At 68.7% G+C, this 24,722-nt stretch carries 21 protein-coding genes; 6 read left to right on the top strand and 15 right to left on the bottom strand.

Translation table 11 applies throughout. The annotated features are described in order from the left end of the window. Positions 1–10 precede the first annotated feature (10 nt). The 6 genes from ACSFB7_RS25555 to ACSFB7_RS25530 form a co-directional block, all read right to left on the bottom strand. Entirely contained in the window at positions 11–676 is a 666-nt protein-coding gene (locus tag ACSFB7_RS25555; RefSeq protein ID WP_435475125.1) for a hypothetical protein, read from the bottom strand. After that, positions 673–1,530 carry a COG1470 family protein gene (locus ACSFB7_RS25550; RefSeq protein WP_435475124.1) on the bottom strand — a complete coding sequence of 286 codons (858 nt, stop codon included), beginning with the start codon at positions 1,528–1,530 and terminating at the stop codon, positions 673–675. The genes ACSFB7_RS25555 and ACSFB7_RS25550 overlap by 4 nt, the downstream gene beginning before the upstream one ends. Then, the gene (locus tag ACSFB7_RS25545) at positions 1,527–2,018 is read right to left on the bottom strand and encodes a hypothetical protein (RefSeq protein WP_435475123.1); all 492 of its coding nucleotides are present in this window, start codon (positions 2,016–2,018) and stop codon (positions 1,527–1,529) included. The genes ACSFB7_RS25550 and ACSFB7_RS25545 overlap by 4 nt, the downstream gene beginning before the upstream one ends. Continuing rightward, on the bottom strand, positions 2,015–2,659 hold the full coding sequence (locus tag ACSFB7_RS25540) for a hypothetical protein (protein ID WP_435475122.1): 645 nt from the start codon (positions 2,657–2,659) through the stop codon (positions 2,015–2,017). Before ACSFB7_RS25540 ends, ACSFB7_RS25545 begins: the two co-directional genes overlap by 4 nt. Then, on the bottom strand, positions 2,659–3,279 hold the full coding sequence (locus ACSFB7_RS25535; protein ID WP_435475121.1) for a hypothetical protein: 621 nt from the start codon (positions 3,277–3,279) through the stop codon (positions 2,659–2,661). The genes ACSFB7_RS25540 and ACSFB7_RS25535 overlap by 1 nt, the downstream gene beginning before the upstream one ends. A gap of 80 nt (positions 3,280–3,359) precedes the next feature. Further along, positions 3,360–5,624, bottom strand: a complete 2,265-nt coding sequence (locus ACSFB7_RS25530) for an SdrD B-like domain-containing protein (RefSeq protein ID WP_435475120.1) — start codon at positions 5,622–5,624, stop codon at positions 3,360–3,362. A 272-nt stretch (positions 5,625–5,896) separates the two neighbouring features. Here ACSFB7_RS25530 and htpG point away from each other — a divergent pair, with 272 nt between their 5' ends. From htpG to ACSFB7_RS25510, 4 genes are all read left to right on the top strand, one after another. Continuing rightward, entirely contained in the window at positions 5,897–7,933 is a 2,037-nt protein-coding gene (gene htpG, locus ACSFB7_RS25525; RefSeq protein ID WP_435475118.1) for a molecular chaperone HtpG, read from the top strand. A gap of 32 nt (positions 7,934–7,965) precedes the next feature. Further along, on the top strand, positions 7,966–8,568 hold the full coding sequence (locus tag ACSFB7_RS25520) for a hypothetical protein (protein ID WP_435475117.1): 603 nt from the start codon (positions 7,966–7,968) through the stop codon (positions 8,566–8,568). A 74-nt stretch (positions 8,569–8,642) separates the two neighbouring features. Continuing rightward, positions 8,643–9,629 carry a Bug family tripartite tricarboxylate transporter substrate binding protein gene (locus ACSFB7_RS25515; protein ID WP_435475115.1) on the top strand — a complete coding sequence of 329 codons (987 nt, stop codon included), beginning with the start codon at positions 8,643–8,645 and terminating at the stop codon, positions 9,627–9,629. A gap of 523 nt (positions 9,630–10,152) precedes the next feature. After that, positions 10,153–11,856: a hypothetical protein gene (locus tag ACSFB7_RS25510; RefSeq protein WP_435475113.1), complete on the top strand. Its 1,704-nt coding sequence runs from the start codon at positions 10,153–10,155 to the stop codon at positions 11,854–11,856. On the opposite strand, the gene ACSFB7_RS25505 is transcribed toward ACSFB7_RS25510, so the two are convergent. The 4 genes from ACSFB7_RS25505 to ACSFB7_RS25490 are packed head-to-tail and all read right to left on the bottom strand — an operon-like array spanning position 11,846 to position 15,801. Further along, entirely contained in the window at positions 11,846–12,967 is a 1,122-nt protein-coding gene (locus ACSFB7_RS25505) for a glycosyltransferase family protein (RefSeq protein ID WP_435475111.1), read from the bottom strand. The genes ACSFB7_RS25510 and ACSFB7_RS25505 overlap by 11 nt on opposite strands. Before the next feature lie 4 nt (positions 12,968–12,971). Continuing rightward, the gene (locus tag ACSFB7_RS25500) at positions 12,972–13,742 is read right to left on the bottom strand and encodes a hypothetical protein (protein WP_435475109.1); all 771 of its coding nucleotides are present in this window, start codon (positions 13,740–13,742) and stop codon (positions 12,972–12,974) included. Next, a complete protein-coding gene (locus ACSFB7_RS25495; RefSeq protein WP_435475107.1) occupies positions 13,732–14,739 on the bottom strand; it encodes a hypothetical protein in 1,008 nt (335 codons plus the stop codon). The genes ACSFB7_RS25500 and ACSFB7_RS25495 overlap by 11 nt, the downstream gene beginning before the upstream one ends. Positions 14,740–14,775: 36 nt before the next feature. Further along, on the bottom strand, positions 14,776–15,801 hold the full coding sequence (locus ACSFB7_RS25490) for a glycosyltransferase family 2 protein (protein WP_435475105.1): 1,026 nt from the start codon (positions 15,799–15,801) through the stop codon (positions 14,776–14,778). A gap of 96 nt (positions 15,802–15,897) precedes the next feature. On the opposite strand from ACSFB7_RS25490, the gene ACSFB7_RS25485 reads away from it, so the two are divergent. Further along, complete coding sequence (locus tag ACSFB7_RS25485) at positions 15,898–17,238, top strand: UDP-glucose dehydrogenase family protein (RefSeq protein WP_435475103.1); 1,341 nt, start codon at positions 15,898–15,900, stop codon at positions 17,236–17,238. On the opposite strand, the gene ACSFB7_RS25480 is transcribed toward ACSFB7_RS25485, so the two are convergent. From ACSFB7_RS25480 to ACSFB7_RS25470, 3 genes are all read right to left on the bottom strand, one after another. Next, the gene (locus ACSFB7_RS25480; RefSeq protein WP_435475101.1) at positions 17,224–18,375 is read right to left on the bottom strand and encodes a CaiB/BaiF CoA transferase family protein; all 1,152 of its coding nucleotides are present in this window, start codon (positions 18,373–18,375) and stop codon (positions 17,224–17,226) included. The two genes, ACSFB7_RS25485 and ACSFB7_RS25480, sit on opposite strands and share 15 nt — an antisense overlap. A gap of 312 nt (positions 18,376–18,687) precedes the next feature. Next, positions 18,688–19,674, bottom strand: a complete 987-nt coding sequence (locus ACSFB7_RS25475; RefSeq protein WP_435475099.1) for a Bug family tripartite tricarboxylate transporter substrate binding protein — start codon at positions 19,672–19,674, stop codon at positions 18,688–18,690. 32 nt (positions 19,675–19,706) lie between these two features. Beyond that, the gene (locus ACSFB7_RS25470) at positions 19,707–21,428 is read right to left on the bottom strand and encodes an acyl-CoA dehydrogenase family protein (RefSeq protein ID WP_435475097.1); all 1,722 of its coding nucleotides are present in this window, start codon (positions 21,426–21,428) and stop codon (positions 19,707–19,709) included. A 92-nt stretch (positions 21,429–21,520) separates the two neighbouring features. Between ACSFB7_RS25470 and ACSFB7_RS25465 the strand changes: the two genes are divergently transcribed. Then, a complete protein-coding gene (locus tag ACSFB7_RS25465; protein ID WP_435475095.1) occupies positions 21,521–22,423 on the top strand; it encodes a LysR family transcriptional regulator in 903 nt (300 codons plus the stop codon). Here the strand turns inward: ACSFB7_RS25465 and ACSFB7_RS25460 are convergent. Both ACSFB7_RS25460 and ACSFB7_RS25455 read right to left on the bottom strand, forming a co-directional pair. Beyond that, on the bottom strand, positions 22,414–23,448 hold the full coding sequence (locus ACSFB7_RS25460; protein ID WP_435475093.1) for a serine/threonine protein kinase: 1,035 nt from the start codon (positions 23,446–23,448) through the stop codon (positions 22,414–22,416). The genes ACSFB7_RS25465 and ACSFB7_RS25460 overlap by 10 nt on opposite strands. 33 nt (positions 23,449–23,481) lie before the next feature. Next, positions 23,482–24,597 carry a DUF2855 family protein gene (locus ACSFB7_RS25455; RefSeq protein ID WP_435475091.1) on the bottom strand — a complete coding sequence of 372 codons (1,116 nt, stop codon included), beginning with the start codon at positions 24,595–24,597 and terminating at the stop codon, positions 23,482–23,484. Positions 24,598–24,722 lie beyond the last annotated feature (125 nt).

Below are 24,722 nucleotides of genomic sequence, written 5' to 3'. Positions count from 1 at the left end.
TGGCGCAGATTCAGGGCGAGCTGGCGGTAAAAGTCACCACGCCCAGGTAGGTGCCGGCGGTGCGGCTGGCCAGGTTGGCGTACAGGAAGGTCCAGCTTGCGGTGCGCAGGGTGACGAGGCCGGTGGCGTCGGTGGGGACCACGCTGATGGTGGCGCCGCTGCCCGTGGCCGGAATCACCGGCGCGGGCAGGTTGCCGTCGCTCGAGTTGATGGTGATTTCCGACATCGGGATGGTGTACGCGCCGTTCGTGAGCGGCGTGGTCACCGTGGCGTGCAGGCCGACCGCCCCGGCGTTGCTGCGCACCTCGACCGGCAGGACGTTGCCGCTCGGCGTCACGCCCAACGTGGGCGCGGCGCCGCTCCAGTTCACCGGCTTGTTGTTGCCGGCCGTCGGCGTGGTGGGGCCGCCGGGAATCGTCGGCGCCACCGTGAAGCTCACGCTGCTCGTGGTGCCGCCCGGCGTGGGCCAGGCGCCGTCGCCGATGCGAAAGAAGATGAACTTGTCGATCGCCAGCGTGAAGTTCAGCGCCACGGTGCCCGTGGTCAGCGGCACCGAGCTGCTCGGACCCGCGGTGCTGGAGGCGGCGTGCGCGGCCATCGGTGCGATGGCGGCCGTCGCCAGCAGGCAGGCAGCGGCAACCGCACCGTGCAGGCGCAGGCCGCTGCCGTGTTTCATTTCAGCTCCACATCGACCTTGAAGCTGCCCTTCTCCCAGTCCAGCGCGCCGCTGGCCTTCACCGGGTAGACGGGCTGCGGTGCTGCGGTTGCTCCGCCGTCGCCCTTGGGCACCAGCGCCAGCGTGCGGGTCTGGCCCGGCAGGATCGGCGTGCCTTCGGGCACCAGCTCGAAGGCGCGGCCCTTGCTGTCGGTCGCGTCCAGGCTGCCTTCGAGCCGGCCGTGTGCGTCGCCGGTGTTGACCACGGTGATGAGCGCGCGGCGGGCACCGGTGGCTTCGCCGGTGGCGATCTGGCGGATCTCCAGCTTGGGCTCGGCGCCGTTGAGCAGCACATACACCGCCACCGCGATGCGGCCCGTGACCGGCAGGTTCAGGCTCGCGCCACCGCCGCGAATGACGGTCTGCTGCGCGGGCTCCGTGCCTTCGATGGCGATCATGAAGCGGCATTCGCCGCGCGGCGCGTCGGCCGGCGGATCGACCTGGAAGCGGAACGACTTCTTGCTGCGCGCCGGCACGGAGACGACGCGCCGCTCCAGCATCACCCAGGGCCGGCAACTGCCGGGCAGCAGCTCGTCGTGATAGCCGATGTCGCCTTCGGGCGAATAGCTCCAGTCGATGGTGCGGATCGCCACCTCGGTCGTGGTCGACGCCAGGTTGTGAATGTCCAGCGACTGCCCCAGGCGGGTGCCGCCCTTGGCCGCAAGCTCGAAGCGCGATGGCGTGACGGCGATCTCGAACGGGGCGGCCATCGCGTGGTGGTGGGCCACGGCTGCAAGCAGCAAGGCGAGCACGGCAGCGGCGCGCAGCCGGTTGAAGCGAAGGTGACGAGGGGCGTCGAAGGCGTGGTCGTTCATGGCAAGGTCTCGATCTCGAAGGTCGACTCGAAGCTCAGCGCGGCGCCCGTGGGCACGCGCAACTCGCGCGGGTCCACGCGCAGCGTGAGGTCGAAGGTTTCGTTCATCCACGGCGTCTGCACGATGCCGTTCCACACCTGCACCCGGTCGCCGGGGCGGCCCGAGCCGCTCGCGAACGCGCCGTTGCCGCGCCAGTCGATGCGCAGGCCGGCCGGCGAGCGCAGCCCCACGATGGCCGGCGGGATCACGTAGAAGATGCGCGCGCGCCGCCCGACATAGGGCGCAGTGGCCAGCCGGTATTCGACGCGGCCGAAGGGCAGCACCAGCAGGTTGCCGTCCATGCCCTGGGCGCTGCTGAAATCGCCGCGCACCTGCGCGCGCGGCGAGGCCGAATCGTCCAGCCGCGCCACCTGCGTCCATGCCATCGCGGCCGTGCCGAGGCACGCCGCGCAGGCCGCCGCCCGCAGGTGCCGGCGCCGCGCGCTCATTCCATCGACGCCGTGAAGCGCACGGTGCCCATGTAGGTGCCGCCGGGGTAGACGGTGTCGTTGGCGTAGATGAACTGCAGCGTCGTGGACGAGAGCTGCCGTGACTGGTAGGTCCAGGTGCCGATGCCCAGCACGCACGGCAGGCCCAGCAGGCCGACGCAGAAGGTGGCGTTGGCGTTGTAGCTCGCGATCGTCTGGTTGGTCGTGCCGTTGAAGCCGGTGCTGCTGCTCTGGATGTCGCCCGACGCCGCGTTGTCGTTGCCCGAGGCGGTCCAGCTGATCTTGCTGAAGGGAATGGAAATCGCGCCGCAGCCGGCCCACTGGCAGAGCAGTCCCGAGGACGAATCCACGCGCAGCGTCACCGGGCGCGCGGTGGTGGTGTTGGTCATCGGCCGCACCGGCGTGACCCACACCGTGATCGGCGGCGTGCCGGTCACCGCCGTGGGCGTGAGCCCGGCATTGGCGCCGGTGACGCTGAAGGCCACGGTGTCGACCGTGGTGCCGGCCGAGCCCACGCGCAGCACAAGCCCGTAGCTGCTGCCGGTGTCCGTCACGATGGTGATGACGGCGCGCGCCGGCGCCGCCGCGCACGCGAGCACCAACGCCAGTGCCGCCGCGCCCGCGACTGCGGCGGCGCGCATCAGATGCCCTGCGCCGTGTAGGTGATGGTGTTGGTGTAGACGCCCGCGACCCAGGAAGCGGCTGTGCCGCCCAGCGTGTAGGTCCAGTTGCCCGTGACCACCTGGTTGGATGCGAACGAGGTCGAGGCGCAGGCGCCGAGGTTGGCGCCCGGATGCGGCAGGTTGCCGGTCGTCCCCACGGAGAAGTCCCCGTTGGCGGGGCCGCCGTTGGCGCTCCAGGTGCCGAGGGCGCAGTTGATGGTGCCCGCGCCCGCGTTGGTCCACGCGTACACGGTGAGCGTTCCACCCGTCGTGCTGGTGGTGACCGTGGGGGCCGTGCCGCTCCAGTCGACGTTGGTGTTGTTGACGCTGGGCAGCGGCGTGGTGGGGGTGGCACCGGGAATGCTGAGGGCGGAGGTCCAGGCCACCGTGTCCTGCGTGGCGTTGGTCGAGCCCACGCGCAGCAGGATGAGCTTGGGCACCGTCACGCTCAGGTTGACCCTGGCCTGCGCGGTGATCGCGCCTGTGCCGGAGCCGGAGCCGTACTGGCTCTCCGCCAGGGCGCCGCCGCCCGGCAGGGCAAGAGCGAATGCGGCCAGCGACAGGGCCAGCAGGCGGGGGGCGGTTTCTCTTCGGGTCATGGCGTCTCCTTGTGTTGAATGCGGATGGGAACAAACCGGACGAAAGCGCTGCTCATGGATTCATTCATTCGTTTCTTCATTCATTCGGCCACCTTGACCACGGGGATCTCGGTGGTGGCCTGGCCACGCAGGGGCACGTCGACGCTCACGCCGCTGTCGCCCCTGGCACCCCATGGCAGGGGCACGCTTTCGAGCGTGAGCGTCAGCTGGTGGCGGCCGGTCGTGACCAGCGGAAACTCGAAGCGGCCGTCGCGATCGGTGATGGCGCGGTAGCGGCCGTCGAGCAGCACCTCGACCCCGGCCACGCCGCCTTCGCCGGCCTGCTGCAGGCCGTCGCGGTTGGCATCGAAGAACACATGGCCCGATACGCTCCCGCCGCCCGCGCCGTTGCCGCGCATCCCGGCCGGCTGGTAGGCCGTGCCGGTGCTGCCCTCCCAGCGCAGGTAGATGTAGGCGGCCTTCTCTTGACTGCGATAGAGGTTGGTGCCGGAGAACGTGGTCGGCACCAGCGCCGCGCGCGCCTGGTTGAAGCTGGCCGCGAAACCGAGGCGCCAGCCCGGCGCGAGTTCCTTCTCGGCGGTGAGCGTGCCCGACAGGCCCCGGCTGGTGTACAGGCCACCGCTTTGCGAGGTGTAGCGCAGGTTGCCGCCGAGCTGCAGGCCGCCATCCGTCCAGTAGCGGAACTGAACGCCGGCCGTCGGGTAGTTGCGCGCGATGCCGCCGCTGCGGTCGCGCGCGTAGCCCAGGGTGGTGGTGAGTTCGGGCCGCATCCTCTCGAAGCGCCCGCCGATCCAGTCCTGCTCCCACTGCAGTTCCTGGCCGGTGGCGGCCTCGTCGTTGCGCACCAGCAGTTCGTTGCGCCGCACCGTCAGCGTGAAGCGGCTGCGCGGCCAGTCGAAGAAACGTGTCTGGTAGAAGGCGTTGCCGTAGAGGCTGCGCGCATCGGACGCCGTCGCGGCGCTGCTGCTGGCGGCGGCCGGGTCCGTGCTCTTGTCGTAGCGCGTGCGGTACAGGTTCAGGCTGCCGCCGACCGAGGTGTCGCGGTCGAACAGGTACTGGATGTTGCCGTTGATGCCCACCCGCGAATAGCCCGCGAGGTGGTAGTTGGGGTCTGCGCCGGTGCGCTCCTGGTCCAGGCCCGCGCCCCAGCTCATGCGGCTCGTGCTGCGGTCCATGCGCCAGTAGGCGCCGCCCGTGCCGGTGGACAGCGCGTAGTCGCCGAAGTGCAGGTTCGGCCGCGCCGTGTACACGCCGAACTCGTGCCGGTAGAGCCCGGAACGCGCGCTCGCCTCAAGGAAAAGGCCCTGCGAGCCGCCCGTTGCCACGCCCGCCGTGGGCGAGCTCACGCTGCTGCCCACCAGCGTGGCGCGCGCCCTGAAGTCGCCGTCGCGCACCACCTCGCGGCCGTAGCCCAGCGAGGCGGCCCAGCTCGCGACGTCCTTGCGGCCGAAGCCCTGCGCCGGGAGCGGGTCGTAGTAGTAGGCCGGAACGTCGCGCGCCTGGTCGAGCTGCAGCGCGGTGAACCACGAGTCGCCCAGCCGCTGCGTGAATCCGAGCCAGCCGAGCGTGCCCTGGCTCTTCTCGAAGCCCGGGTAGGGGCCGCCCGCGAGGTTGCCGCGCTGGCCGAAGCCGGCGCGCACGTCCAGGTCGGCGTTGAAGATGCGCATCGAGGCGCCGCGCACCGTCGTCGAGCCCAGCGAGAGCCGGTAGTTGCGGCCCAGGCCGTCGGTCAGCTCGCTGTAGATGTCGCCCACCGCGCTGTCGGCAAAGGTCTGCGTGGTGAGCGGAAAGCCCAGGTTGCGCAGCGTGAAGCGCCCGCTGGTGGGCTCGCGCGCATAGCCCAGCGCGCCGATGCCGCCGCCGTCCACGAGCTTGTCGCCGCTCAGGTGGCGGCCGTCGGCCTGCAGCACGAATTCGCCGTAGTTGAGCGTCTCGCGGCGGTACTCGAAACGCTGGCCGAACTCGGCCGCGCGCTGGCTGCCGTAGCCGGAGGCCGACGCGGAGCCGAAGCCGATGCGGCTTTCCACCAGCCAGGCGCGAAAGCCCTGCGGCTGCTCGGCTTCGGGCGCGGCATCGTCGGCCGGCTCGGCCCCCGCGTTCATGAAGCGGTCTTCGTAAGCCTTGGGGGCGGAATCGGCGAGCGCCTTCAGCTTTGCCTGCTCCGCCTGGGCGCGGGTCATCGGTTCGATGCGCGCGTCAGCCACGGCAGGCCCGGTGGTGGGTTGGCCCAGTGCCGGCGGGAGCCCGCACAGGGCGGCGGCACAGCCGAGCCACACCCGCACCACCGTCGTGCGCCAGATCGCTCTGGCGGGATCGACCGCAGTCCGCTGTGTCACTCGAATCATCAAACGACATCCCTGGTTCCCTGAGCATTGCTGCCCTGTTCAGTGGCGGAGTGCAGGATATTTCAGAAATGTTATCTGCGGTAACTTTCTGTGTTACAGCGTGGTTCCGGGGCTGTGGATAACTTTTCGGGCGCCCGGACAATCTCTTCAGCTATGACCCCCTGCACCGTTGTTTAGGTAGACAAAGGCCTTACCTGAGAAAGTTGGCGCGGCGTCCCCGTATGGCCGTGCCGCCGACTTAGAATTTTTTCGATCCGATACCTCTCTTTCCAATGGCTGATTCCTCCAATACCAAACTCCCTTTCCAGGCTGAAGTCGCGCAACTGCTGCACCTCGTCACGCATGCGCTTTATTCCAACAAGGAAATCTTCCTGCGCGAGCTGATCTCGAATGCGTCGGACGCCTGCGACAAGCTGCGCTTCGAGGCGCTCGACCATCCCGAGCTGTACGAAGACCAGCCCGACCTGGACGTGCGCCTGTCCTTCGACAAGGCCGCCCGCACGCTCACCATCACCGACAAGGGCATCGGCCTGTCGCGCCAGGAGGCCATCGACAACCTCGGCACCATCGCCAAGAGCGGCACCAAGGACTTCATGAGCAAGCTCAGCGGCGACCAGAAGGCCGACGCGCAGCTGATCGGCCAGTTCGGCGTGGGCTTCTATTCGGGCTTCATCGTGGCCGACAAGATCAGCGTCGAATCGCGCCGCGCCGGTTTGCCGGCCGACCAGGGCGTGCGCTGGGTGAGTGGCGGCGCCGGCGACTTCGAGGTGGCCGACATCACGCGTGCCGAGCGCGGCACCAGCATCACGCTGCACCTGCGCGACGACGCCGACGAATACCTCAACGCCTGGAAGATCAAGCAGATCGTCGGCAAGTACTCCGACCACATCTCGCTCCCGATCCTCATGGAAAAGGAAGAGTGGAAGGAAGGCGAGAACGACCAGCCCGGCGACATGGTGAAAACCGGCGAATGGGAAACCGTCAACAAGGCCAACGCCCTGTGGAGCCGTCCCAAGAAGGACATCACGCCCGAGCAGTACGAAGAGTTCTACAAGAGCATCAGCCACGACTACGAGGCGCCGCTCGCCTGGAGCCACAACCGCGTGGAAGGCAGCACTGAATACACGCAGCTGCTCTACATCCCGGCCAAGGCGCCGTTCGATTTGTGGAACCGCGACAAGAGCGCGGGCGTCAAGCTGTACGTCAAGCGCGTCTTCATCATGGACGACGCCGAAGCGCTGCTGCCCAGCTACCTGCGCTTCGTGAAGGGCGTGATCGACTCGGCCGACCTGCCGCTGAACGTGAGCCGCGAGCTGCTGCAGGAAAGCCGCGACGTGAAGGCGATTCGCGAGGGCAGCACCAAGCGCGTGCTCTCCATGCTCGAAGACCTGGCCAAGAAGCAGAAGACCGCGCCCGAGAGCGGCGAAGGAAAGATCGACGTGGGTTCGGGCGAATCGGTGCCGGCGCCTGAGCCGACCGAAGCCGTGACGGACGTGGTCGACAAGAACGCACCCACCGCCGCCGAAGCCGCCGCTGCTGCGGCCGACGAATCGGGCAAGTACGCCAAGTTCTACGCCGAGTTCGGCGCGGTGCTGAAAGAAGGCTTGGGCGAGGACATGGGCAACCGCGACCGCATCGCCAAGCTGCTGCGCTTCGCATCGAGCACCACCGACGGCGTGAGCGTGAGCTTTGCCGACTACAAGGCGCGCATGAAGGAAGGCCAGGACGCCATCTACTACATCACGGCCGACACCCTCGCCGGCGCCAAGAACAGCCCGCAGCTCGAAGTCTTCAAGAAGAAGGGCATCGAAGTGCTGCTCATGACCGACCGCGTCGATGAGTGGTCGCTCAACTACCTCACCGAGTTCGACGGCACGCCGCTGCAAAGCGTGGCCAAGGGCGCGGTCGACCTGGGCAAGCTGCAGGACGAGTCCGAGAAGAAGGCCGCCGAAGAGGCCGCCGAATCCTTCAAGCCGATGCTCGAGCGGCTCAAGGAAGCGCTCAAGGACAAGGCTGACGACGTGCGCGTGACCACGCGCCTGGTCGACTCGCCCGCCTGCCTCGTGGTGCAGGACGGCGGCATGAGCACGCAGCTCGCACGCATGCTCAAGCAGGCCGGCCAGCCCGCGCCCGACCTGAAGCCGGTGCTCGAAGTCAACGCCGACCATCCGCTGGTGAAGAAGCTCGAAAGCTCGGCGCATTTCGACGACCTCGCGAACATCCTGTTCGACCAGGCGCTGCTCGCCGAAGGCGGCCTGCCGGCCGACCCCGCCGCTTACGTGAGGCGCGTCAATGCGCTGCTGGTGTGATGGCACGGCCGCGCATCCGTGCAGCAGCAGCGATGGCCGCCGTTCCGGCGGCGCTGATGCTGCTCCTGATGGGCGGCTGTTCTCACTACCAGATCGGCATTCCGTTGGTCCCCGGGCTCTCGCTGGGCCTGGGCGCCACCAAGGACGGCAGTTTCTCGATGGGCCTGAACACCGGTTTCGGCCCGCTCGGCGCGGGCGTGGCGGTGAACAACGGCGGCGTGGTGTCGAGCTCGGCCAGCGTGGGTGTCGGCGTGGGGCCGGTGGCCGCGGGGGTCGGCAAGGGCGCCGTGCTCTATGACCCGAAGGCCGCGCCCGCGGCGCCTGCCGGTGGTGCTGCCGCAAACGGTGCGGTGGCATCCACGGCGCCTGCGGCTTCGGCGCCGCCTCCCGTGCGCTATTCGACGCCCGCCGATCCGTTCACCCCCATTGCAGCACCCCCGGCCCAGGCGTCGGCCGCTGTTGCCCCTGCGACACGCACCGTGGTCCAGGCCCGGGCACCGCTCGTCAAGATCACGCGCCCGCCGCCGGAGCCTGTCGCGCCTGCCGTGAACCACACCCCGGCCGTGGCTGCCGCCTCGACCCCGGTCCGCGAAGCCGGCGCCCTCGGCATGCCCGGCAACCCCGTCGCGCCCTGACCGGCGCGCCTTTCACGCGAATCCGCGACCCGGCCTAACATGGCGGCTGGTATCTCCTTCGGAGACAGTCGCCCATGACGCGCCGACCGCTGCTGCTGCACCTCCTGGCCATGGCCGCCCTTGCGGCCACGGTGCTGCCCCGCGCAGTGAAGTCGCAGTTCGCCTTTCCCGCCAAGCCCATCCGCTGGATCGTGCCGTACCCGGCCGGTGCCGGCGCCGACATCGTCGCGCGCACCATCGGCACCCAGCTGGCCATCGATGCAGGCCAGCCGGTGACCATCGAGAACCGTTCGGGCGGCAACACCGCGATCGGCGCCATCGAGGCTGCGCGCGCCCCGGCCGATGGCTACACGCTGCTGTCGGCCGACAACGGCACGTTGGTGTTCAACCCCGCGCTGTACCGCAACCTCAGCTACAACCCCTCGCGCGATTTCGCGCCCGTCACCTTGCTGGGCCGGTTGCCGATGGTGCTGCTGGTCGGGCCCTCCAGCGGCGTGAAGGACGCGCGGGCTTTCATCGAGGACGCGCGTGCTTTCCCCGGCAAGGTCAGTTTTGCCTCGGCCGGCACCGGCAGTCCGCAGCACCTGGCGATGGAACTGCTCGAACGGCAGGCCGGGCTGGAGATGGTGCATGTGCCCTACCGGGGCGCCGCGCCCGCGCTGGCCGACGTGGCGGGCGGCCAGTTGCCGGTGATGATGTGCGACCTGGCGGCGGCCCGCCGCTTCATCCAGAGCGGCAAGCTGCGCGCGCTGGCGGTGGCCCATTCCACCCGCCTTGCGCAGTTGCCCGGCATTCCGACCTTTGCCGAGCTGGGCATGCCGCAGGTCGAGGCCGCTGCGCTCATGGGCCTGGTGGTGCCGGCCGGCACGCCGCCGGAGGTGGTGGCGCAGTTGCAGCAATCGGTGGCGAGCGCCATTCACAACCCGGTCGTGCGGCGCAAGCTGGCCGAGTTCGGCGTGGAGCCTGTGGGTGACGCGCCGGCCCAGTTCGCGGCGTTGCTGGAGGGCGAGTCGGCACGCTGGCGGCCGCTGATTCGTGAGCTGAATCTGTCGCTCGATTGAGGGGCTGTCTATTTGGCGTTTGGGTGTTGCTGTTCAGGGCGACGCTCCCGCCGACACGGTGCTCTTTTTCGCGAATGTCCCCCGCTTCGCTCCTCCTTTATTTCGCGAAAAAGAGCCCCGTATCGGCGCGAGCGTTGGACAGAGCGGTGGTTGATCGCAGGATCAATAGCAGCGTGCCCCTGTGCGAATGACACCAGGTGCTCCCCGCAGCGAAATAAAGGAGGAGCGAAGCGGGGGACATTCGCGGAGGGGAGCACCTGGTGTCATTCGCACTCGCCCCGAATGACCCCGAACCCGCCGTACAGCGAACGCCGCAAAAACACCTGTGTAAGCCAAAACTCTGACGGTCGGCAGCCACCGTGGCGCGCATGTATCGCCGCGCTTTACGGAGCCTTTGCATGAACTTTGCTTGGCCTCCATGCCTTCCTCATTCTTTGCTAAGAGTCGCTGCCTAGATTGGCACATCGCTCAGGAAAGGTCGGCGGGCTGGTTTGCAAGGGGCAGGCCACACCCCCCGAAACCGATGACAACTCGCCGGTTCCATCACGTTATTTTTGCGGACGATTTCTTCCGCTCGCCCGCCAACGGGCTCGTCTACCACGTCGCAAACCGGCGATTTCTCCGTGGTTTTTTCGATTCCGCACTGGGCCGGCTGGGCCTGCCCATGCGCGAAGTGGCACCGATCACCGAAGGCGGACGCATCGACGTCGCGCGCCTCATGGACCGGCTCGAGCTGCCCTGCACGCAGGCCGGCTGGGCGCGCGCCTGCGTGGCCGACCTGCTGCCGCTGGCCGGGCGCGACGGCATGCCGGTGTTCGATCCGGGCTGCCTCGTGATCGGCTGGGGGCTCACGCCAGCGCTGCAGCATTGCATCCACCGCAGCGGCGCGAGCTACCTGGACATCGAGATCGACCCGCGCCGCTTTACCGAGCACCTGCACTTCTGCGCCCGCACCAACGACCCCGTCATCGAGGCCGCGCTGCGGGCCCGCAGCGTGGACGAAGAGCTGTTCTGGAACCACGCGGCCGTGCTCAAGGGCTACTTCGCGCGGCGCGGCGCTCCTTCGCTGTTCGACCCGCGCCTGCGCGTGGGCCTGTTCTTCGGCCAGAGCCTGGTCGACCTGTCGCTGGTCAGCGGCGGGCGCACCATGCACCCGGCCAGCGTCGTCGCGCCGCTGCGCGAACTGGCGCAAAGCGTCGACCTGCTGGTCATCAAGCCGCACCCCTACGAGCCCGCGCTGCATGACCTCGCGCCGATTGCGCGCGCCATTCCCAACGTGGCCTGGACGCACGAGAACACCTACGCGCTGCTGTCGGCGTCGAACGTGCACTTTGCCGCCAGCCTGTCGTCGAGCGTGCTGACCGAGGCACGCTACTTCCGCAAGCCCGGCCATGCGCTGATCGAGGCCGACCGCAACGCGGCCAGCCAGTTGCCGCTGGCCTGCTCGGACTGGATAGCGATCGGTGCCGGACTCGGCGCGATGGACTTCATGGCGGCCGCGTGCGCAGGTGGCGGCGAAGAAGAAAAAAGCCGCAACGCGGCGCCCAGCACCGCGGCGTGGCCTGCCGCGACCATCGAGCACGCATTCGGCGCGCGCTGGGGCTTCGACGCGCAGGCCGCTGGCCTGGGCGAAGTGTCCGAGCTGCAACTGGGCCGGCCCTACATGTTTCACCCCGGCAGCCCCGCGCTAGGCTGGCTCAGCCACGGCTGGTCGGGGTTCCATGACGAAGGCGTGCGCAGCCAGGGCGAGCTGGCCTGCCTCGTGATTCCGCTGCCGGCGCTGTCGCCGTCGTCGTCGCACCAGCAGCCGCATCGCCTCGAAGTTCGCATCGACTTTCGCAGCAACGCCAAGGCCACCAGCGTCCATGCGATGTTCGACGGCGTGGTGCTGCCGGGGCAGCGCACGGTCGGTGCGCGGCGGCGCAGCCTTGTCTTCGAGCTGCCACCCACCGCGGGGCGCAAATGCCTGGTGCTGCAGTTCGTGGTTGCCGATGCCGGCGCTGCCGGAGTCACCGGTGCCGCGCTCGGCCTGCGTCGGCTGATGGTGGCCCGGCCGAGCTTTGCGATCCGCCGGCTGCAGGTGTCGCTGCGCATGGGCCGGGGCGTGATCTCGGCACCGCCGAAGGTCACGGCCTCGAAGCAGTGGTCCGAGATGTACCCGGTGCGCGCCGTCGCGCGGGTGTTTCGCGCGCTGGTCGATTCGGCGCGCGGGGTGATCAGCGGCTAGCCGGCGCGGCCAGCGCCGACAGCAGCGCGACCCAAGGCTGCAGCCGGTCGATGGCGCCCTGCCGGCCCTCGGCGGCATCCGTCGCGCTCTGCGGCAAGGCCAGCAATTCGCCGGCTGCCGAAGCCACCGCCCGTGCAAACTTCTGCGCATCGCCGCGCCACACCACCACGCGATGCGCCAGCCCCAACTGCGCGGCGCGCCCTGCATTGATCGCCTGCTCCGGCTGGTCGGTCAGCAGCAGCAGGATGGGCTTGCGGTAGACCGCCGCGATCGACAGCGCCGCCATGCCCGGTGCCGAGACGATGAAGGCGCTGCGCGCGGCCGTCTCGATCCAGTGCTCGTCGCGCGCATGCCAATGCGGCCGGTGCGCATAGCCCTCGCCGACAAGGTGCGCCGGCAGGCCTGCGGCAGCCAGTCCCTGTTCCAGCCCATCGGCCAGCGCAGGTTCCTCGAAGTGCGGGTTGAGGTACACGGCGGCCCTTCGCGTCGCGCCGTCTGCTTCCGTGCCATGGGCGGCGACCACCGCGACGGGCGTGGCCAGCCGGTGGCCGCCGCGTCCGTCGTGCCGTGGCGCGTCGTACGCGAAGTCGTGCTCGATGCGCGCAAGGCTGCGGTCGATCTGCCAGGCCACGATGCCGCCGAACACCTTCGCGATGGCGCCCGGCATGCGGCCGCTGAAGTTGGTCTGCAGCGCATGCCGCAGGCTGGCGCCGTACACATGCACCACCTTGCGGCGCCATCCGGGCATCCAGCCCATGAACAGCAGCGCGGGGTGAAAGGAGTCGTTCACCACCAGGTCCGCATCACGGAACCAGCCGCGCAGCCGCACCACGTCGCGCAGCATGCGTTCGGGCCTGAACATGTAGTGGGCGACGTTGCGGTCGGTCTCGCGGCGCAGCATGTTCTGCTCGCGGTCGAACTGCACCGCGTAGTGGCGCGAGAGCACCGGCGCGTCGATGCCGAAGCCGGCCAGGAAGCGCGCGCCTTCGTCCGAGGTGGTGAGCACCTGCACCTGCGCGCCGGCGGCCCGCAGCGCATGCGTGAGCAACTGCGCGCGCATCAGATGGCCGCGCGCGTCCGCGGTCGCGAGGTAGACGATGCGCGGCGGCATCGACTCAGGCGTGCACGGGCCGCGCCGCGCCGGGGCGCAGCCGCAGGGCCACGCCGGCGAGGAACATGCCGACCGCGCCGGTGATGCCGAAGCCGCGCTCGGTGTCGCGCACCTCGCGCATCAGTTGCGCCAGCCGCGCCTGTTCATGCGGAGCCACGCAGCGCTGCAGCGTGTGGCTGCACAGGCGGATGTGGCGGTCTTCGTCGGCCAGCACGCGCGACAGCAGCGGGTGCAGCGCATGCGCCGGCCCGATCAGCGCGCAGTGCCGCTGCAGGATGCGCGAAGCCATCTGCTCCGCTGACAAGCCGATGGCATAGGCCGGCACCAGTCCGCCCTGCGCGAAGTGCGGCGCATGCTGGCGGATCAGCCCCTGCCAGCGCGCGAGCTTGCGGCGGCTCAGCCAGTCGGGCTGCGGCGCTTCTTCTGGCGATGCGGCGGCCTGCGCGCTGCCGCCGCGTTCGACGATGGCTCCGGCGAACAGGCGCGCATGCAGTTGCTCGTCGGCCAGGTGCTGATCGAGCTGGCGTGCAAGCCAGTCGGGCGGGTTGATGCGCAGCTCGCGTTGCAGCGCCTGCTCGGACGATTCTTCGCCGACCAGATAGAAGCGCAGCAGCAGCATCTCGCCCGCATTGCTCGCATGCAACTGGCGCAGCGCGGCGCGCTTGACGTGGTGCACCAGCCGGGCCTGCAGCGCCGGCCAGCCGCGCAGCACGGGCGGAGCGAGGCAGTCGAAGCCGGCTGCCGTTGTTACGAAGGGCGAAGTGTCAGCGTCCATCGGCCTTGGCCGTCACGGCCTGCGGCTGTTGTTGCTGCCAGCCCAGCACGAGGCCGATGAAACTGTCTTGCAGGAAGGCCCGCGCGGCCGCATCGGCACCCGCGAACTCGCGCTGCTGGCCGTCGTAGCGCACATAGCCCTTGCCGTTGGTGGCACCGAGCACCAGCTTCTCGTTCTTGCGGAATCCGCGCTGCAGCAGCGGTTGCAGCAGCGACTGCGATTCGAGCCCGTACAGGAACAGGTCGCGCTGCACCACCTGGCGCGGGATCTTGCCGCTCAGGGCCTGCAGCTCCAGCGTCCAGTTGCCTTGCCGCATGGCTTCGGCCAGCTCGCGGCCCTTCGCGCCCGGTGCATGGAAACGCGCGCGCGCCACCGACTTCGAGGCCTTGCTGAGGCCCAGCCCGATGGTGATGTCTGCATCCTTCGCGCCGCCGGTGCGGTTGTCGTCCACCTGCACCAGCACATTGGCCAGGCGCGCGGTCAGTGAAGGCTTGGCGAGTGCTTCACCGATCTGCGCGGGCGTGAGTACCACGCGCTCGGCGCTGCCGTCGTTCACGATGACCTGGTAGGGGTCGATGCGGATGTCGCTGAACTCGTCGCCGATGGGTGTGTGCGCATGGCTGCTCACCGACCAGTCGGTGCCCGAGCGGCTCAGCAAGGCGTGAAAGGTCAGAGGCACGCGCTTGCCGCTGCGCGTCTGGCCGGAGCCCTGCAGCAGCACGTCGCCCACGATGGTCTTCTCGTCGTAGGTGTGGGTGTTCGTGAAGCGGATGGTGTGCGCGGTGCTGTCGAGCGCGGCGCGTGTGTCGGCGTCGTCCAGCGCAAGGCGGTTGCAGTCGCTGGCGGCAGCGAGCGGGCCGAAGGGGCAGCCGCTGTCGGACTTGAAGTTGAAGACGCCGCGGCCGGTGAAGTCGGCGGCACTGGCGAACGTGAAGGCGCCTGCGAGCGCGAGGCCCAGGGCCACATGGCGCACGGAAAACAGAGAACGGATTTGCATGGTCTTGTTTGTTTGTTGTTCTTTTGAAGAGGGCCATCAAGGCCGGTGATAGGAGAGCGCCTGCGCGTCTGCGTTCGTCTTCCCTGTCGTGTGCAGCCCGATGCCACGCGCGAACGCACCCAGCATGTCGACCGCAGAGAACCCCAGGATCAATGCCACGCCCGCCACCCAGCGCAGGCCGCGCAACGGCGGCAAGTCTTGATGGTTGAGCGCGCGCATGCTGAAACCCAGCCGCGTGAACAGCACGCACAACGGCCCGATGGGGCCGCTCTTGGCGAGCCATTGCCAGCGCGCCGACACATAGCTGCGCAGCAGGTGCGGCGTGAGCGAGTAGGTGTCCTGCCCGCGCATCCAGCGCAGCTTGAGCGCTTCGGCGCGCGTGTCGGGCAGGCGGTGCTCGGTGTGGGCCGCCGCTGCGTAGTGGATGGGCACGCCGGCGGCCTTCAGCCGCATGCCCAGCACCTGGCAGTGCGCGCGGTACACGCCGTCCAACGCCTGGTAGCTGTGCTGCTCGAACACGTCGCGGCGAAAGACCACGTTGTTCGCATAGAAGTTGCTCGTGGCGCCCGCGTGATCGGCGTTGGGGAAGTACATGAAGTCGATGGTCGTCAGCGCAGTGCCGACCACGCTGGCTGCATAGCTGGTGCGGCCGGCCACCACGGCGGGCGCATCAGATTGGGTGAACGGCATCAGCATCTGCAGCAGCCAGTCGTCGTCGGGCAGGCAGTCGGCATCGGCGAACACCACATGGTCGCAGCGCGCCGCGTCGGTGGCTGCGAAGCCGACGTTCTTGGCGTCGTAGTAGCCGGTGGCCGTGTCGATGCGAACGAAATCGACCGGGCGGCCCGCGAGCGCGCTCACCGCATCGCAGGTGGCCGGGCTCAGTCCGTCGTGCGTGACGACCACCTGCGCAAGGGCTGTCAGCGGCAGCTTCTGCCTTGCCAGCAGGGCGACGAGGCGTTGCAGGCTGGTGCTTGTCTTGGCCTCGGCATCCGCTCCGCCGCGCAGGTTGTTGGTCTCCAGGACCAGCGCGCAACGCGCTGCAACTTGATCGGGCATCATCGAATTTTCCTGTCCGGACATTGTTTTGAAGGCTTGCATTCCGCTTTTATCGCACAACCGTGCGCGCCACCAGTGCCAAAAAGAACGGGGGCCGCCATGAAAGTCAGCATCTTCGGTGCCGGCTACGTGGGCCTGAGCTTCGCTGCCTGCCTGGCCGAGGCGGGGCACGAGGTGCTGTGCGCGGACGCGGATGCGGCACGCATCGAGGGTTTGCAGCGCGGCTTCATGCCGCTGCACGAGCCGGATCTGGAGGCGCTGGTGGCCGCCGGCATCGCGGCAGGGCGATTGCGGTTCAGCGCCGACGAGCGCGTGGCCAGCCTGCATGGCGACGTCCTCTTCATCGTGGTCAACACGCCGGCCGATGCGCATGGTGAAGTCGATCTGCAGCATGTGATGGCGGTGGCGCGCAGCATCGGCCGGCACCGCGACCGCGATGCGCTGGTGGTGTGCAAGTCCACCGCGCCGGTGGGAACGGCGGAACAGGTCGAGGCCGTTTTGCAAGAAGGACTTTCGCAACGCGGTGCGGCGCATCGCATCGCGGTGGCGGTCAACCCCGAGTTCCTGCGCGAAGGCGCGGCCGTTCGCGATGGCCGCCAGCCCGACCGCGTGGTGATCGGCTCGCAAGACCCGGCCGCCATCGACCTGCTGACCCGGCTCTATGCACCCTTCGTGCGCGACCCGGAGCGGCAACTGCTCGTGATGGACCGCCGCTCGGCCGAACTCACCAAGTACGCCGCCAACGCGATGCTTGCGACCCGCATCAGCTTCATGAACGAGATGGCGCGCGTGGCCGAGCAGGCGGGTGCCGACATCGAGATGGTGCGGCGCGGCATCGGGGCCGACCACCGCATCGGCCCCGACTTTCTGCAGGCGGGCGCGGGCTACGGCGGTTCGTGTCTTGCCAAGGACGTGCGGGCGCTGCGGCATGCGGCCGGCCGCGATGGTCATGCGTTGCGCATTCTCTCGGCGGTCGAGGCCGTCAACCATGAACAGAAAGGGCGGCTGTTCGACCTGATGACGCACCACTTCGAGGGCCGCATCGCGAACAGGACCATCGCCCTCTGGGGCCTGGCCTTCAAGCCCGACACCGACGACATGCGCGATGCGCCCAGCCTCGTGCTGCTGGAGCGGCTGTGGGCGGCGGGTGCACGCGTGCAGGTCTATGACCCGGCGGCGATGGCGAATGCACGCGCCATCGTCGGCGAGCGCGGCGATGTGCGCTGGTGCGCGACTGCCAACGAGGCGCTGCAGGGCGCCGATGCGCTCGCGCTGGTGACCGAATGGCGCGAGTTCCGCCAGCCCGACTTCGCGCACATCGCGAACACGCTGAAGACGCCCGCGATCTTCGACGGCCGCAACCTCTACGACGCTGCAGAGGTCGAAGCCGCCGGCATCGCGTACTACGGCATCGGCAGGGGCCGCTCAGTCTTTCGCTGAAGCAGTCGCTCCGTCCAAAGGCAGGAACGCGCTGCCCGGCGTGAGCGGCACATGGCGGTAGCTGGCCGGCGTGCGGCTCAGCTTCACCGGCGCGCCGATGCCCCGGTAGCCGCCTTCCATCTCCACCACCATCTTGCGGTGCAGCGTGTGCGGATGCTGCAGTGCATCCGCCACCGGCAGCACCGGCGCGGCGGGCACGCCGGCTGCCATCAGCAAGTCGACCAGCACGCGGCCGTCGAAAATGGCCATCGCCGCTTCGAGCCGCTGCTTGAGCCCGTCGCGATGCACCGAGCGCGCACCGGCCGTGCGGTAAAGCGGATCGTCCGCCAGCTCGGGCAGCCCGATGCAGCGGCACAGGCTCGCGAACTGCCGGTCGTTGCCCACCGCCACGAACACCGGGTCGGTGCCGGTGGCCAGCGCGTCGTAGGGATAGATGTTGGGATGCGCATTGCCCGTGCGGCGCGGCGCGGTGCCGTCCATGAACCAGTTGGCCGCATGCGGATGCAGCAGCGACAGGCCGCTGTCGTACAGCGCCGCTTCCACGAACTGCCCGCGCCCGCTGCGCTGGCGCTCCTGCAGCGCGAGCAGCACGCCGATCACCGCGTTCAGCCCCGTCACCATGTCGACGACAGGAAGGCCCACGCGCAGCGGCCCGCCGTCGGCCTCGCCGTTGATGCTCATGATGCCGGTCATGGCCTGCACCGCCGCGTCGTAACCGGGCAGCGCGCCCAGCGGACCATCGGCGCCGAAGCCCGACACGCGGCACCACACGAGGCGCGGAAAGCGCTGCGACAGCGTCTCGTAGCCGATGCCCCAGCGTTCCATCGTGCCGGTCTTGAAGTTCTCGATCAGCACGTCGGCCTCGGCCACCAAGGCGAGCAGCGCAGCGCGGCCTTCTTCCGTCGAGAAGTCCAGGTGCTGCACGCGCTTGTTGCGATTGAGCCCGTGGTAGTACGAGGCCACGCCTTCCTTGAACGGCGGGCCCCAGGTGCGCGTGTCGTCGCCCTGCGGCGGCTCGACCTTGAGCACATCGGCGCCGTGGTCACCGAGGATCTGGCCGCAGTACGGGCCGCCGAGGATGCGCGAGATGTCGAGCACGCGAATGCCTGTGAGGGCGCCTTGGGGGGCTTGTGTCATTTCAGTGGTCCTTGTTTTTCGTTCGTTTGTGCGTTTGTCCGGGGCGCGTGCGAATGACACCAGGTGCTCCCCTCCGCGAATGTCCCCCGCTTCGCTCCTCCTTTATTTCGCTGCGGGGAGCACCTGGTGCCATTCGCACATGGGCACGCTCTGCGTTTGCAGCCGATCAACAAGTGCTCTGAGCGCTCACGTCGATACGGGGCTCTTTTTCGCGAAATAAAGGAGGAGCGAAGCGGGGGACATTCGCGAAAAAGAGCACCGTGTCGGCGGGAGCGTCGCCCTGAACAACCGCACTACAACAACGCAGCAGAATCAGTCGAGCTGCGCCCCCGACTTCTGCACAACGTCCTTCCACTTGGAAGACTCGACAGCAATGAACTGCCCCAGCTTCTGCGGCGACGTATCGGAAGAAGCCTCCAGCCCCTGAGACGCAAACATCTGCTTCACCTTCGGCGAGTTCAGCACTTCGGCAAACGCATGGTTGAGCTTGGCCACCCGATCGGAGGGCGTACCGGCCGGAGCCACGATGCCGAAGAACACGCTCACGTCATACCCCTTGTAGCCCTGCTCCGAAATGGTGGGCACATCAGGCAGCGCCTGCGAACGCGCGAGCGTCGCCACGCCCAGCGCGCGCAGCTTGCCGGCCTTGACGTAAGGCAGCGCGGTGAGGATGTCGGTGAAGGTCATGCTGACCTGGTTGCCCAGCAGGTCGTTGAGCGCCGGGCCCGTGCCCTTGTAGGGGATGTGCTGCAGGTCGGTGCCCGCCACCGAGTTGAAGAGCACGCCCGCCAGATGCGACGACGCGCCGTTGCCCGATGAGGCATAGCTGAGCTTGCCCGGGTTGGCCTTGGCATAGGCCACCAGCTCCGGCACGTTCTTCACCGGCAGCGCGGGGTTGACCACCAGGATATTCGGCAGATAACCCACCTGGATCACCGGCGCGAAGCTCTTCACCGGGTCGTAGTTGACCTTGCGGTACAGGCTCTTGTTGATGGCCAGCGGGCCCGAGGTGCCGAACATCAGCGTGTGGCCGTCGGCCTCGGCGCGCGCCACGTATTCGGCGCCGATGTTGCCGCCGGCGCCCGCGCGGTTCTCCACGATCATCGGCTGGCCGAGGCGATCTTTCATCTCGGCGGCGAGCGTGCGGGCCATCGCGTCGGTGGGGCCGCCGGGCGGGAAGGGCACGACCAGCGTGATGGGCTTCGAGGGGAAGGCGTCGGCCGCCTGTGCAGTGGGCAGGGTGGGTACGACGGTCAGCAGCGTGGCGCAGGCGGCCAGCAGGAAGGTGAGGCGTTTCAAGGGATGTCTCCGTTTCTTGTCGGGGAAAAAGTTCAGGCCGGCACCGCGGCGTTGCGCGCGGCCGTCGCGTTCCAGTCGGCGGGCATGGCGTCGGGTGCCAGCGGATCGCGCGGCAGCACGCGGTGCAGCAGCACCAGTTGGGCCCAGCGCAGGCGCGCGGCAGAGCCGCCGCGCGAGGCTTCCCACGCCATCGCGATGGCGCTCGTGCAGTGGTACAGCGCCGACGCGGCCTGGCGAGCCAGCACGTCGCCGCCTTCGCGTGCGGCGGTCTCGGCCAGCGCGGCGGCGCGTGCCAGTGCATCGCGCAGCGCCTTGGCAAAGGCGGGTGCGAGCGCCGCGTCGTCGAGCAGCTTTTCGCAGTGCGCGCGCAGCACCGGCAGCGAGCCTTCGCGCTTCAGGGCACGAATCACGTCGAGCGCCACGATGTTGCTGGTGCCTTCCCAGATCGAGCCCAGGTGCGCGTCGCGCACAAGGCGCGGGTCGCTCCATTCCTCGATGTAGCCGCAGCCGCCGCGCACTTCCATCGCATCGCCCGTCACCTTGCGCGCATCGCGGCAGGCGCGGAACTTGATGAGCGGCGTGAGGATGCGCAGCAGTGCGTAGGCATCGGGCTCGCCGGCATCGGAACGCGCGAGGGCCAGCGCGGTCTGGCAGACCATCGTGCGTGCCTGCTCGGCCGGCAGGCGCAGCTTGTCGAGCTGGCGCTGCATCAGCGGCATCTGGTCGATCGTGCGGCCGAAGGCGCGACGCTCCGAGGCGATGTACTCGGCCTCGGCCACCGCGCGGCGCATCAGGCCCGCGGCGCGCACGCCGTTCGACAGGCGCGAGTTGTTCACCATGTCGGCCATCTGCACGAAGCCGCGGCCTTCTTCGCCGACGAGGTACGCGATGGCGCCTTCGAGCCGGATCTCGCCGCTGGCCATCGAGCGCGTGCCCAGCTTGTCCTTCAGGCGAATGATCCGGTAGTGGTTGAGGCTGCCGTCTTCCAGCCGGCGGGGCAGCAGGAACAGCGACACACCCTTCATGCCCGCCACGCCGTCTTCAGCGCGTGCGAGCACCATCGCGAAATCGGCATCAGGGTTGGAGCAGAACCACTTGTCGCCGGTGATGCGCCAGCTGCCATCGGCCTCGCGTCGGGCCATCGTCGCGGTGGCCGCGATGTCGGAGCCGGCCGCCTGCTCGGTCATGAACATCGCGCCTTGCGCGAGTTCGTCGAAGTCGAGCGAGGTCAGGCGCGGCAGGAAGCGCGCGACCAGCTCGGGGCTGCCGAACTTTTTCAGCGTGCGCGTGAGCGAATCGGTCATCGAGACCGGGCAGCACAGGCCGAACTCGGCCTGCACGAACAGGTAGGTCAGCACGTACTTGACCAGCGGCGGCATCTTGCCGGTCCAGCCCAGGGTTTCGTCGCGGTGCGAGATCGCGGCCAGGCCGAATTCGCTGAGCGCCAGGCGCTCCATCTCCACATAGGCCGGATGCTTGACGACCTTCTGCTCGTCCAGGCCGGTGCGGGTGCGCTGCTTCAGCGTGGGCGGGTTGCGGTCGGCGGTGCCGGCCAGTTCGTCGAGCAGGCCGCCCGCCAGGCCGCCCAGGCGCTCGAAGTGCGGCTGCATATGGGTCAGCAAGTCGTCGGGCAGGTAGAGCGCGAGCAGCGCATGCAGCTCGGTGTCGGTGGTGAACAGGTTCTGACCGTGGCGGTCGGGAATCGGATGGGCGTGCGCGGCTGTTGGCGCGGCAGATGCGGCGTTCTCGGACATGGGTCTTGTCTCCTGGGTTCGCCGCATTGTTGAAGCCGCGACGATCCGTGTCTAATATCGAATTGGTCTTGCTCGATTTGATTTGACTATTCATGGAACTGCGGCACCTGCGCTATTTCTCCGTGCTCGCCGAAGAACTGCACTTCGGGCGGGCGGCTCGGCGTTTGTCGATTTCGCAGCCGCCGCTGTCGGTGGCAATCCGCCAGCTCGAAGAGTCGGTGGGCGCGCGGCTGTTCGAGCGCAACAGCAAGGAAGTGCGGCTCACGCACGCGGGCGCGGCGCTGCGCATCTCGGCGCGGCGCTTGCTGCTGCAGGCCGAAGAGGCCGCGCTCGAAGCGCGCGACGTGGCCACCGGTTCGGCCGGCCGGCTGCGCATCGGCTTCGTCGGCGCCATGCTCTACCGGGGCTTGCCGCAGGCGCTGCGTGCCTTCCAGGCCACGCACCCGGCGGTGCGCATCACCTTGAGCGAACTCAACTCCGGCGTGCAGATCGCCGAGCTGCTGAACGACCGGCTCGACCTCGGCTTTGCCCACACGCGCCGCGTGCCGCCCGAGCTGCAGCAGCGCCTGTTGCTGTCGGAGCCCTTCGTGTGTTGCCTGCCCGCGGGGCATTCGCTCGCCCGCAAGAAGGTGCTGGCCCCGGCTGACTTGCGCGACCAGCCTTTCGTGCTGTTCTCGCGCGAGGCTTCACCGGACTATCACGAGCGCATCCTGTCGATCTGCGCCGACGCGGGCTTCCTGCCCGAGGTGCGGCACGAGGTGCGCCACTGGCTGGCCGTGGTCTCGCTGGTCTCGCAGGGCATGGGCGTGGCGCTGGTGCCGCAGGCGATGCGGCACTCGGCCCTGCGCGGCGCGGTGTTCCGCCCGCTCGACCGCGCGGTGGTGCAGTCGGAGGCTTACGGCGTGTGGCGGACCGGGCCGCCGAGCGTGCTGGTCGAGCGGCTGCTGCAGGGCGTGGCCGAGAGCATCGCGGCCGCCGCCGAGCTTCAGGCGTAGAGCGGTTCTTCCGCCATCTGCTCGCACTGGTCTTCCAGCACGAGGATCTGCCCCTTCCAGTAGTCGCTGGAGCCGAACCACGGGAAGTTGATCGGGAAGATCGGGTCTTCCCAGCGCCGCGCCAGCCACGCGCTGTAGTGAATGAGCCGCAGCGTGCGCAGCGGCTCGATCAGCGCCAGCTCGCGCCGGTCGAATTCGCGGAACTGCTCGTAGCCGTCGAGCAGGCCCGACAACTGCGAGGTGCGCTGCGCGCGGTCGCCGGACAGCAGCATCCACAGATCCTGCACCGCGAAGCCGGTGCGCGCGTCGTCGAGGTCGACGAAGTGCGGGCCGCCGCCAGGTCGGTCGGTGGGCGTCCACAGGATGTTGCCGGGGTGCACGTCGCCATGCAGGCGCAGCTTGCGGGGCTTGAAGTCGGAGGCCGGCGGCTGCAGCGCGAGGGCGGTCGCGCGGACCATGTCCAGCGCTTCGTTGCAGATCTTTTCCCAGTCGCGCTGCATGTCGAGCGGGATCTTGTCGTTCTCCAGCAGCCAGTCGCGCGAGTCGAGGCCGAAGGTCTGCAGGTCGAGCGCGGGGCGCGCCTCGAAAGGCTTGGCGCTGCCCACGGTGTGGATGCGCGCCAGGAAACGGCCGACCCATTCGAGCACCTCGAAGTTGTCCAGCTCCGGCGCGCGGCCGCCCCGGTAGGGGCTCACGCTGAACGCGAATCCGGCGTGGTGGTGCAGGGTCTTGCCGTCGACAACCAGTGGGGGCACGGCCGGCACTTCGCCAGCAGCCAACTCGAGCGAGAAACCGTGCTCTTCCAAGATCTCGGCTTCGCTCCAGCGCCCGGGGCGGTAGAACTTGACCACCACTGCACTGCGGTCTTCCAGGAACACCTGGTAGACCCGGTTTTCATAGGAGTTCAGGCCGGTGAGCCGGCCATCGCCGTGCAGGCCCAGCGTCGCGAGTGCGTCGAGCACCACGTCGGGCGTGAGGCTCTCATAGGGATGGGTGTTCGCGGGCGCTGCAGGGGAAAGGGTCATGCAGCGATTGTCGCCACTGCGACCCGCAGGGCGTTATTTGCCGGCCGGTTGTTTGTAAAGAGAAAGGACATGGCCCGTGCGCGGGTCGCCCTTGCCCGCGAGCACCTGGGCGTAGGCGGCCTGCACCGCATCGCCACCGATGTGATGTTCGGCGCGCAGCCAGGGCTTCTTCGCGTCGGTCGCTTCGGCGATGAAGTGATGCCAGGCCGACACCATGCGCCGGCCGAACTCCTCGGCGCCCCATTCGGTGGTGCGCTTCTTGATCTGCGCGGGCGCAAAGAACAAGGTGGCGCGCGGGCCGCTCAGGTCCTTGCCCGCGCCCTTGGATGCGAGCTGCTCGACATGCGTGCCGCCGATGGAGCTGCTGTACTTGAGATCGGTAAAACGTCCATGGATCGCGTTGCGCAGTTCGCCGTTGCCGGCGAAGTCCACATACACGCAGGGCGTATCGGCCGCAATGGTGTCGAGCGCGTCGTAGGTCACCACGCGGTCGTAGCAGCCCAGGCTTTCGCAGAAGGCCACGTTGCCGGGCGAGGTCAGGCCGATCACCTGGATGCCTTCGCGCTGGTGCAACTGGAAGGCCGTGCCGTAGGCCGTCTTGCTCGATGCGCTCGACAGCAGCATGGTGTTGGCGCCGAAGAAATCGTTGTCGGCCATGAAGTCGTCGATCAGCCAGGAGGTGATGAACAGCGGGCGCAGCAGCGATTGCGTGTCTTCCGTATCGGCGGTGTACAGCGGGTCGGCGTTGCAGCGGAAGTACTGGTTGTAGACCGCAGGCAGTTCGGCGCGGTGCGGCGCCACGTCGGTAAAGCGTTCGGGCGACAGCCGGCCGGGGCTGAGCACCGCGCCCGAGGCCATCGGCCAGTAGCCGTAGAGCCGCTCGCCGACCGGCACGCCCGGATTCAGCGACTGCACGACGCTCGCGAAGCCCCACACGGGGATCGTGCCCCAGCCTTCCTCGCCGCTCGGGAAGAACTGCCAGTAGCTCATCGCATCGCCGAAGGCGGCATAAGTGATGTTGTTCGAGGTGAGCGCAAAGCTGTCGATGCGCACGCGCACCTGGCCGTCCGCCAAGGGTTCGTCGGTGGCGGTGTGCAGGCGCGTGGTGGCGAGCTGGTCTTTGCGGATCAGGAGGCTGGTGGTGCTCATGGTGTCGATCTCCACGGGTTGTGTGAGGGGCGGGGCTTCGGTGCGTGCCGCGACATTAGCCAAGCTTGGTGAAAGGCGCTATCGCACCCGGCGTTTCGGCGTCACCCGTGAGACAAGCGCGGGCA

This window comes from Variovorax raffinosi (assembly GCF_051216615.1).
Classification (GTDB): domain Bacteria; phylum Pseudomonadota; class Gammaproteobacteria; order Burkholderiales; family Burkholderiaceae_C; genus Variovorax.
Note: the sequence above shows the minus strand (reverse complement) of the source record. Positions and strands in the feature narration are given on the sequence as shown.

Excerpts from the sequence above, each read along its gene's own strand:
- ACSFB7_RS25555 (WP_435475125.1), bottom strand. The coding sequence starts at position 676 with ATGAAACACGGCAGCGGCCTGCGCCTGCACGGTGCGGTTGCCGCTGCC.
- ACSFB7_RS25550 (WP_435475124.1), bottom strand. The coding sequence starts at position 1,530 with ATGAACGACCACGCCTTCGACGCCCCTCGTCACCTTCGCTTCAACCGG.
- ACSFB7_RS25545 (WP_435475123.1), bottom strand. The coding sequence starts at position 2,018 with ATGAGCGCGCGGCGCCGGCACCTGCGGGCGGCGGCCTGCGCGGCGTGC.
- ACSFB7_RS25540 (WP_435475122.1), bottom strand. The coding sequence starts at position 2,659 with ATGCGCGCCGCCGCAGTCGCGGGCGCGGCGGCACTGGCGTTGGTGCTC.
- ACSFB7_RS25535 (WP_435475121.1), bottom strand. The coding sequence starts at position 3,279 with ATGACCCGAAGAGAAACCGCCCCCCGCCTGCTGGCCCTGTCGCTGGCC.
- ACSFB7_RS25530 (WP_435475120.1), bottom strand. The coding sequence starts at position 5,624 with ATGATTCGAGTGACACAGCGGACTGCGGTCGATCCCGCCAGAGCGATC.
- htpG (WP_435475118.1), top strand. The coding sequence starts at position 5,897 with ATGGCTGATTCCTCCAATACCAAACTCCCTTTCCAGGCTGAAGTCGCG.
- ACSFB7_RS25520 (WP_435475117.1), top strand. The coding sequence starts at position 7,966 with ATGGCCGCCGTTCCGGCGGCGCTGATGCTGCTCCTGATGGGCGGCTGT.
- ACSFB7_RS25515 (WP_435475115.1), top strand. The coding sequence starts at position 8,643 with ATGACGCGCCGACCGCTGCTGCTGCACCTCCTGGCCATGGCCGCCCTT.
- ACSFB7_RS25510 (WP_435475113.1), top strand. The coding sequence starts at position 10,153 with ATGACAACTCGCCGGTTCCATCACGTTATTTTTGCGGACGATTTCTTC.
- ACSFB7_RS25505 (WP_435475111.1), bottom strand. The coding sequence starts at position 12,967 with ATGCCGCCGCGCATCGTCTACCTCGCGACCGCGGACGCGCGCGGCCAT.
- ACSFB7_RS25500 (WP_435475109.1), bottom strand. The coding sequence starts at position 13,742 with ATGGACGCTGACACTTCGCCCTTCGTAACAACGGCAGCCGGCTTCGAC.
- ACSFB7_RS25495 (WP_435475107.1), bottom strand. The coding sequence starts at position 14,739 with ATGCAAATCCGTTCTCTGTTTTCCGTGCGCCATGTGGCCCTGGGCCTC.
- ACSFB7_RS25490 (WP_435475105.1), bottom strand. The coding sequence starts at position 15,801 with ATGATGCCCGATCAAGTTGCAGCGCGTTGCGCGCTGGTCCTGGAGACC.
- ACSFB7_RS25485 (WP_435475103.1), top strand. The coding sequence starts at position 15,898 with ATGAAAGTCAGCATCTTCGGTGCCGGCTACGTGGGCCTGAGCTTCGCT.
- ACSFB7_RS25480 (WP_435475101.1), bottom strand. The coding sequence starts at position 18,375 with ATGACACAAGCCCCCCAAGGCGCCCTCACAGGCATTCGCGTGCTCGAC.
- ACSFB7_RS25470 (WP_435475097.1), bottom strand. The coding sequence starts at position 21,428 with ATGTCCGAGAACGCCGCATCTGCCGCGCCAACAGCCGCGCACGCCCAT.
- ACSFB7_RS25465 (WP_435475095.1), top strand. The coding sequence starts at position 21,521 with ATGGAACTGCGGCACCTGCGCTATTTCTCCGTGCTCGCCGAAGAACTG.
- ACSFB7_RS25460 (WP_435475093.1), bottom strand. The coding sequence starts at position 23,448 with ATGACCCTTTCCCCTGCAGCGCCCGCGAACACCCATCCCTATGAGAGC.
- ACSFB7_RS25455 (WP_435475091.1), bottom strand. The coding sequence starts at position 24,597 with ATGAGCACCACCAGCCTCCTGATCCGCAAAGACCAGCTCGCCACCACG.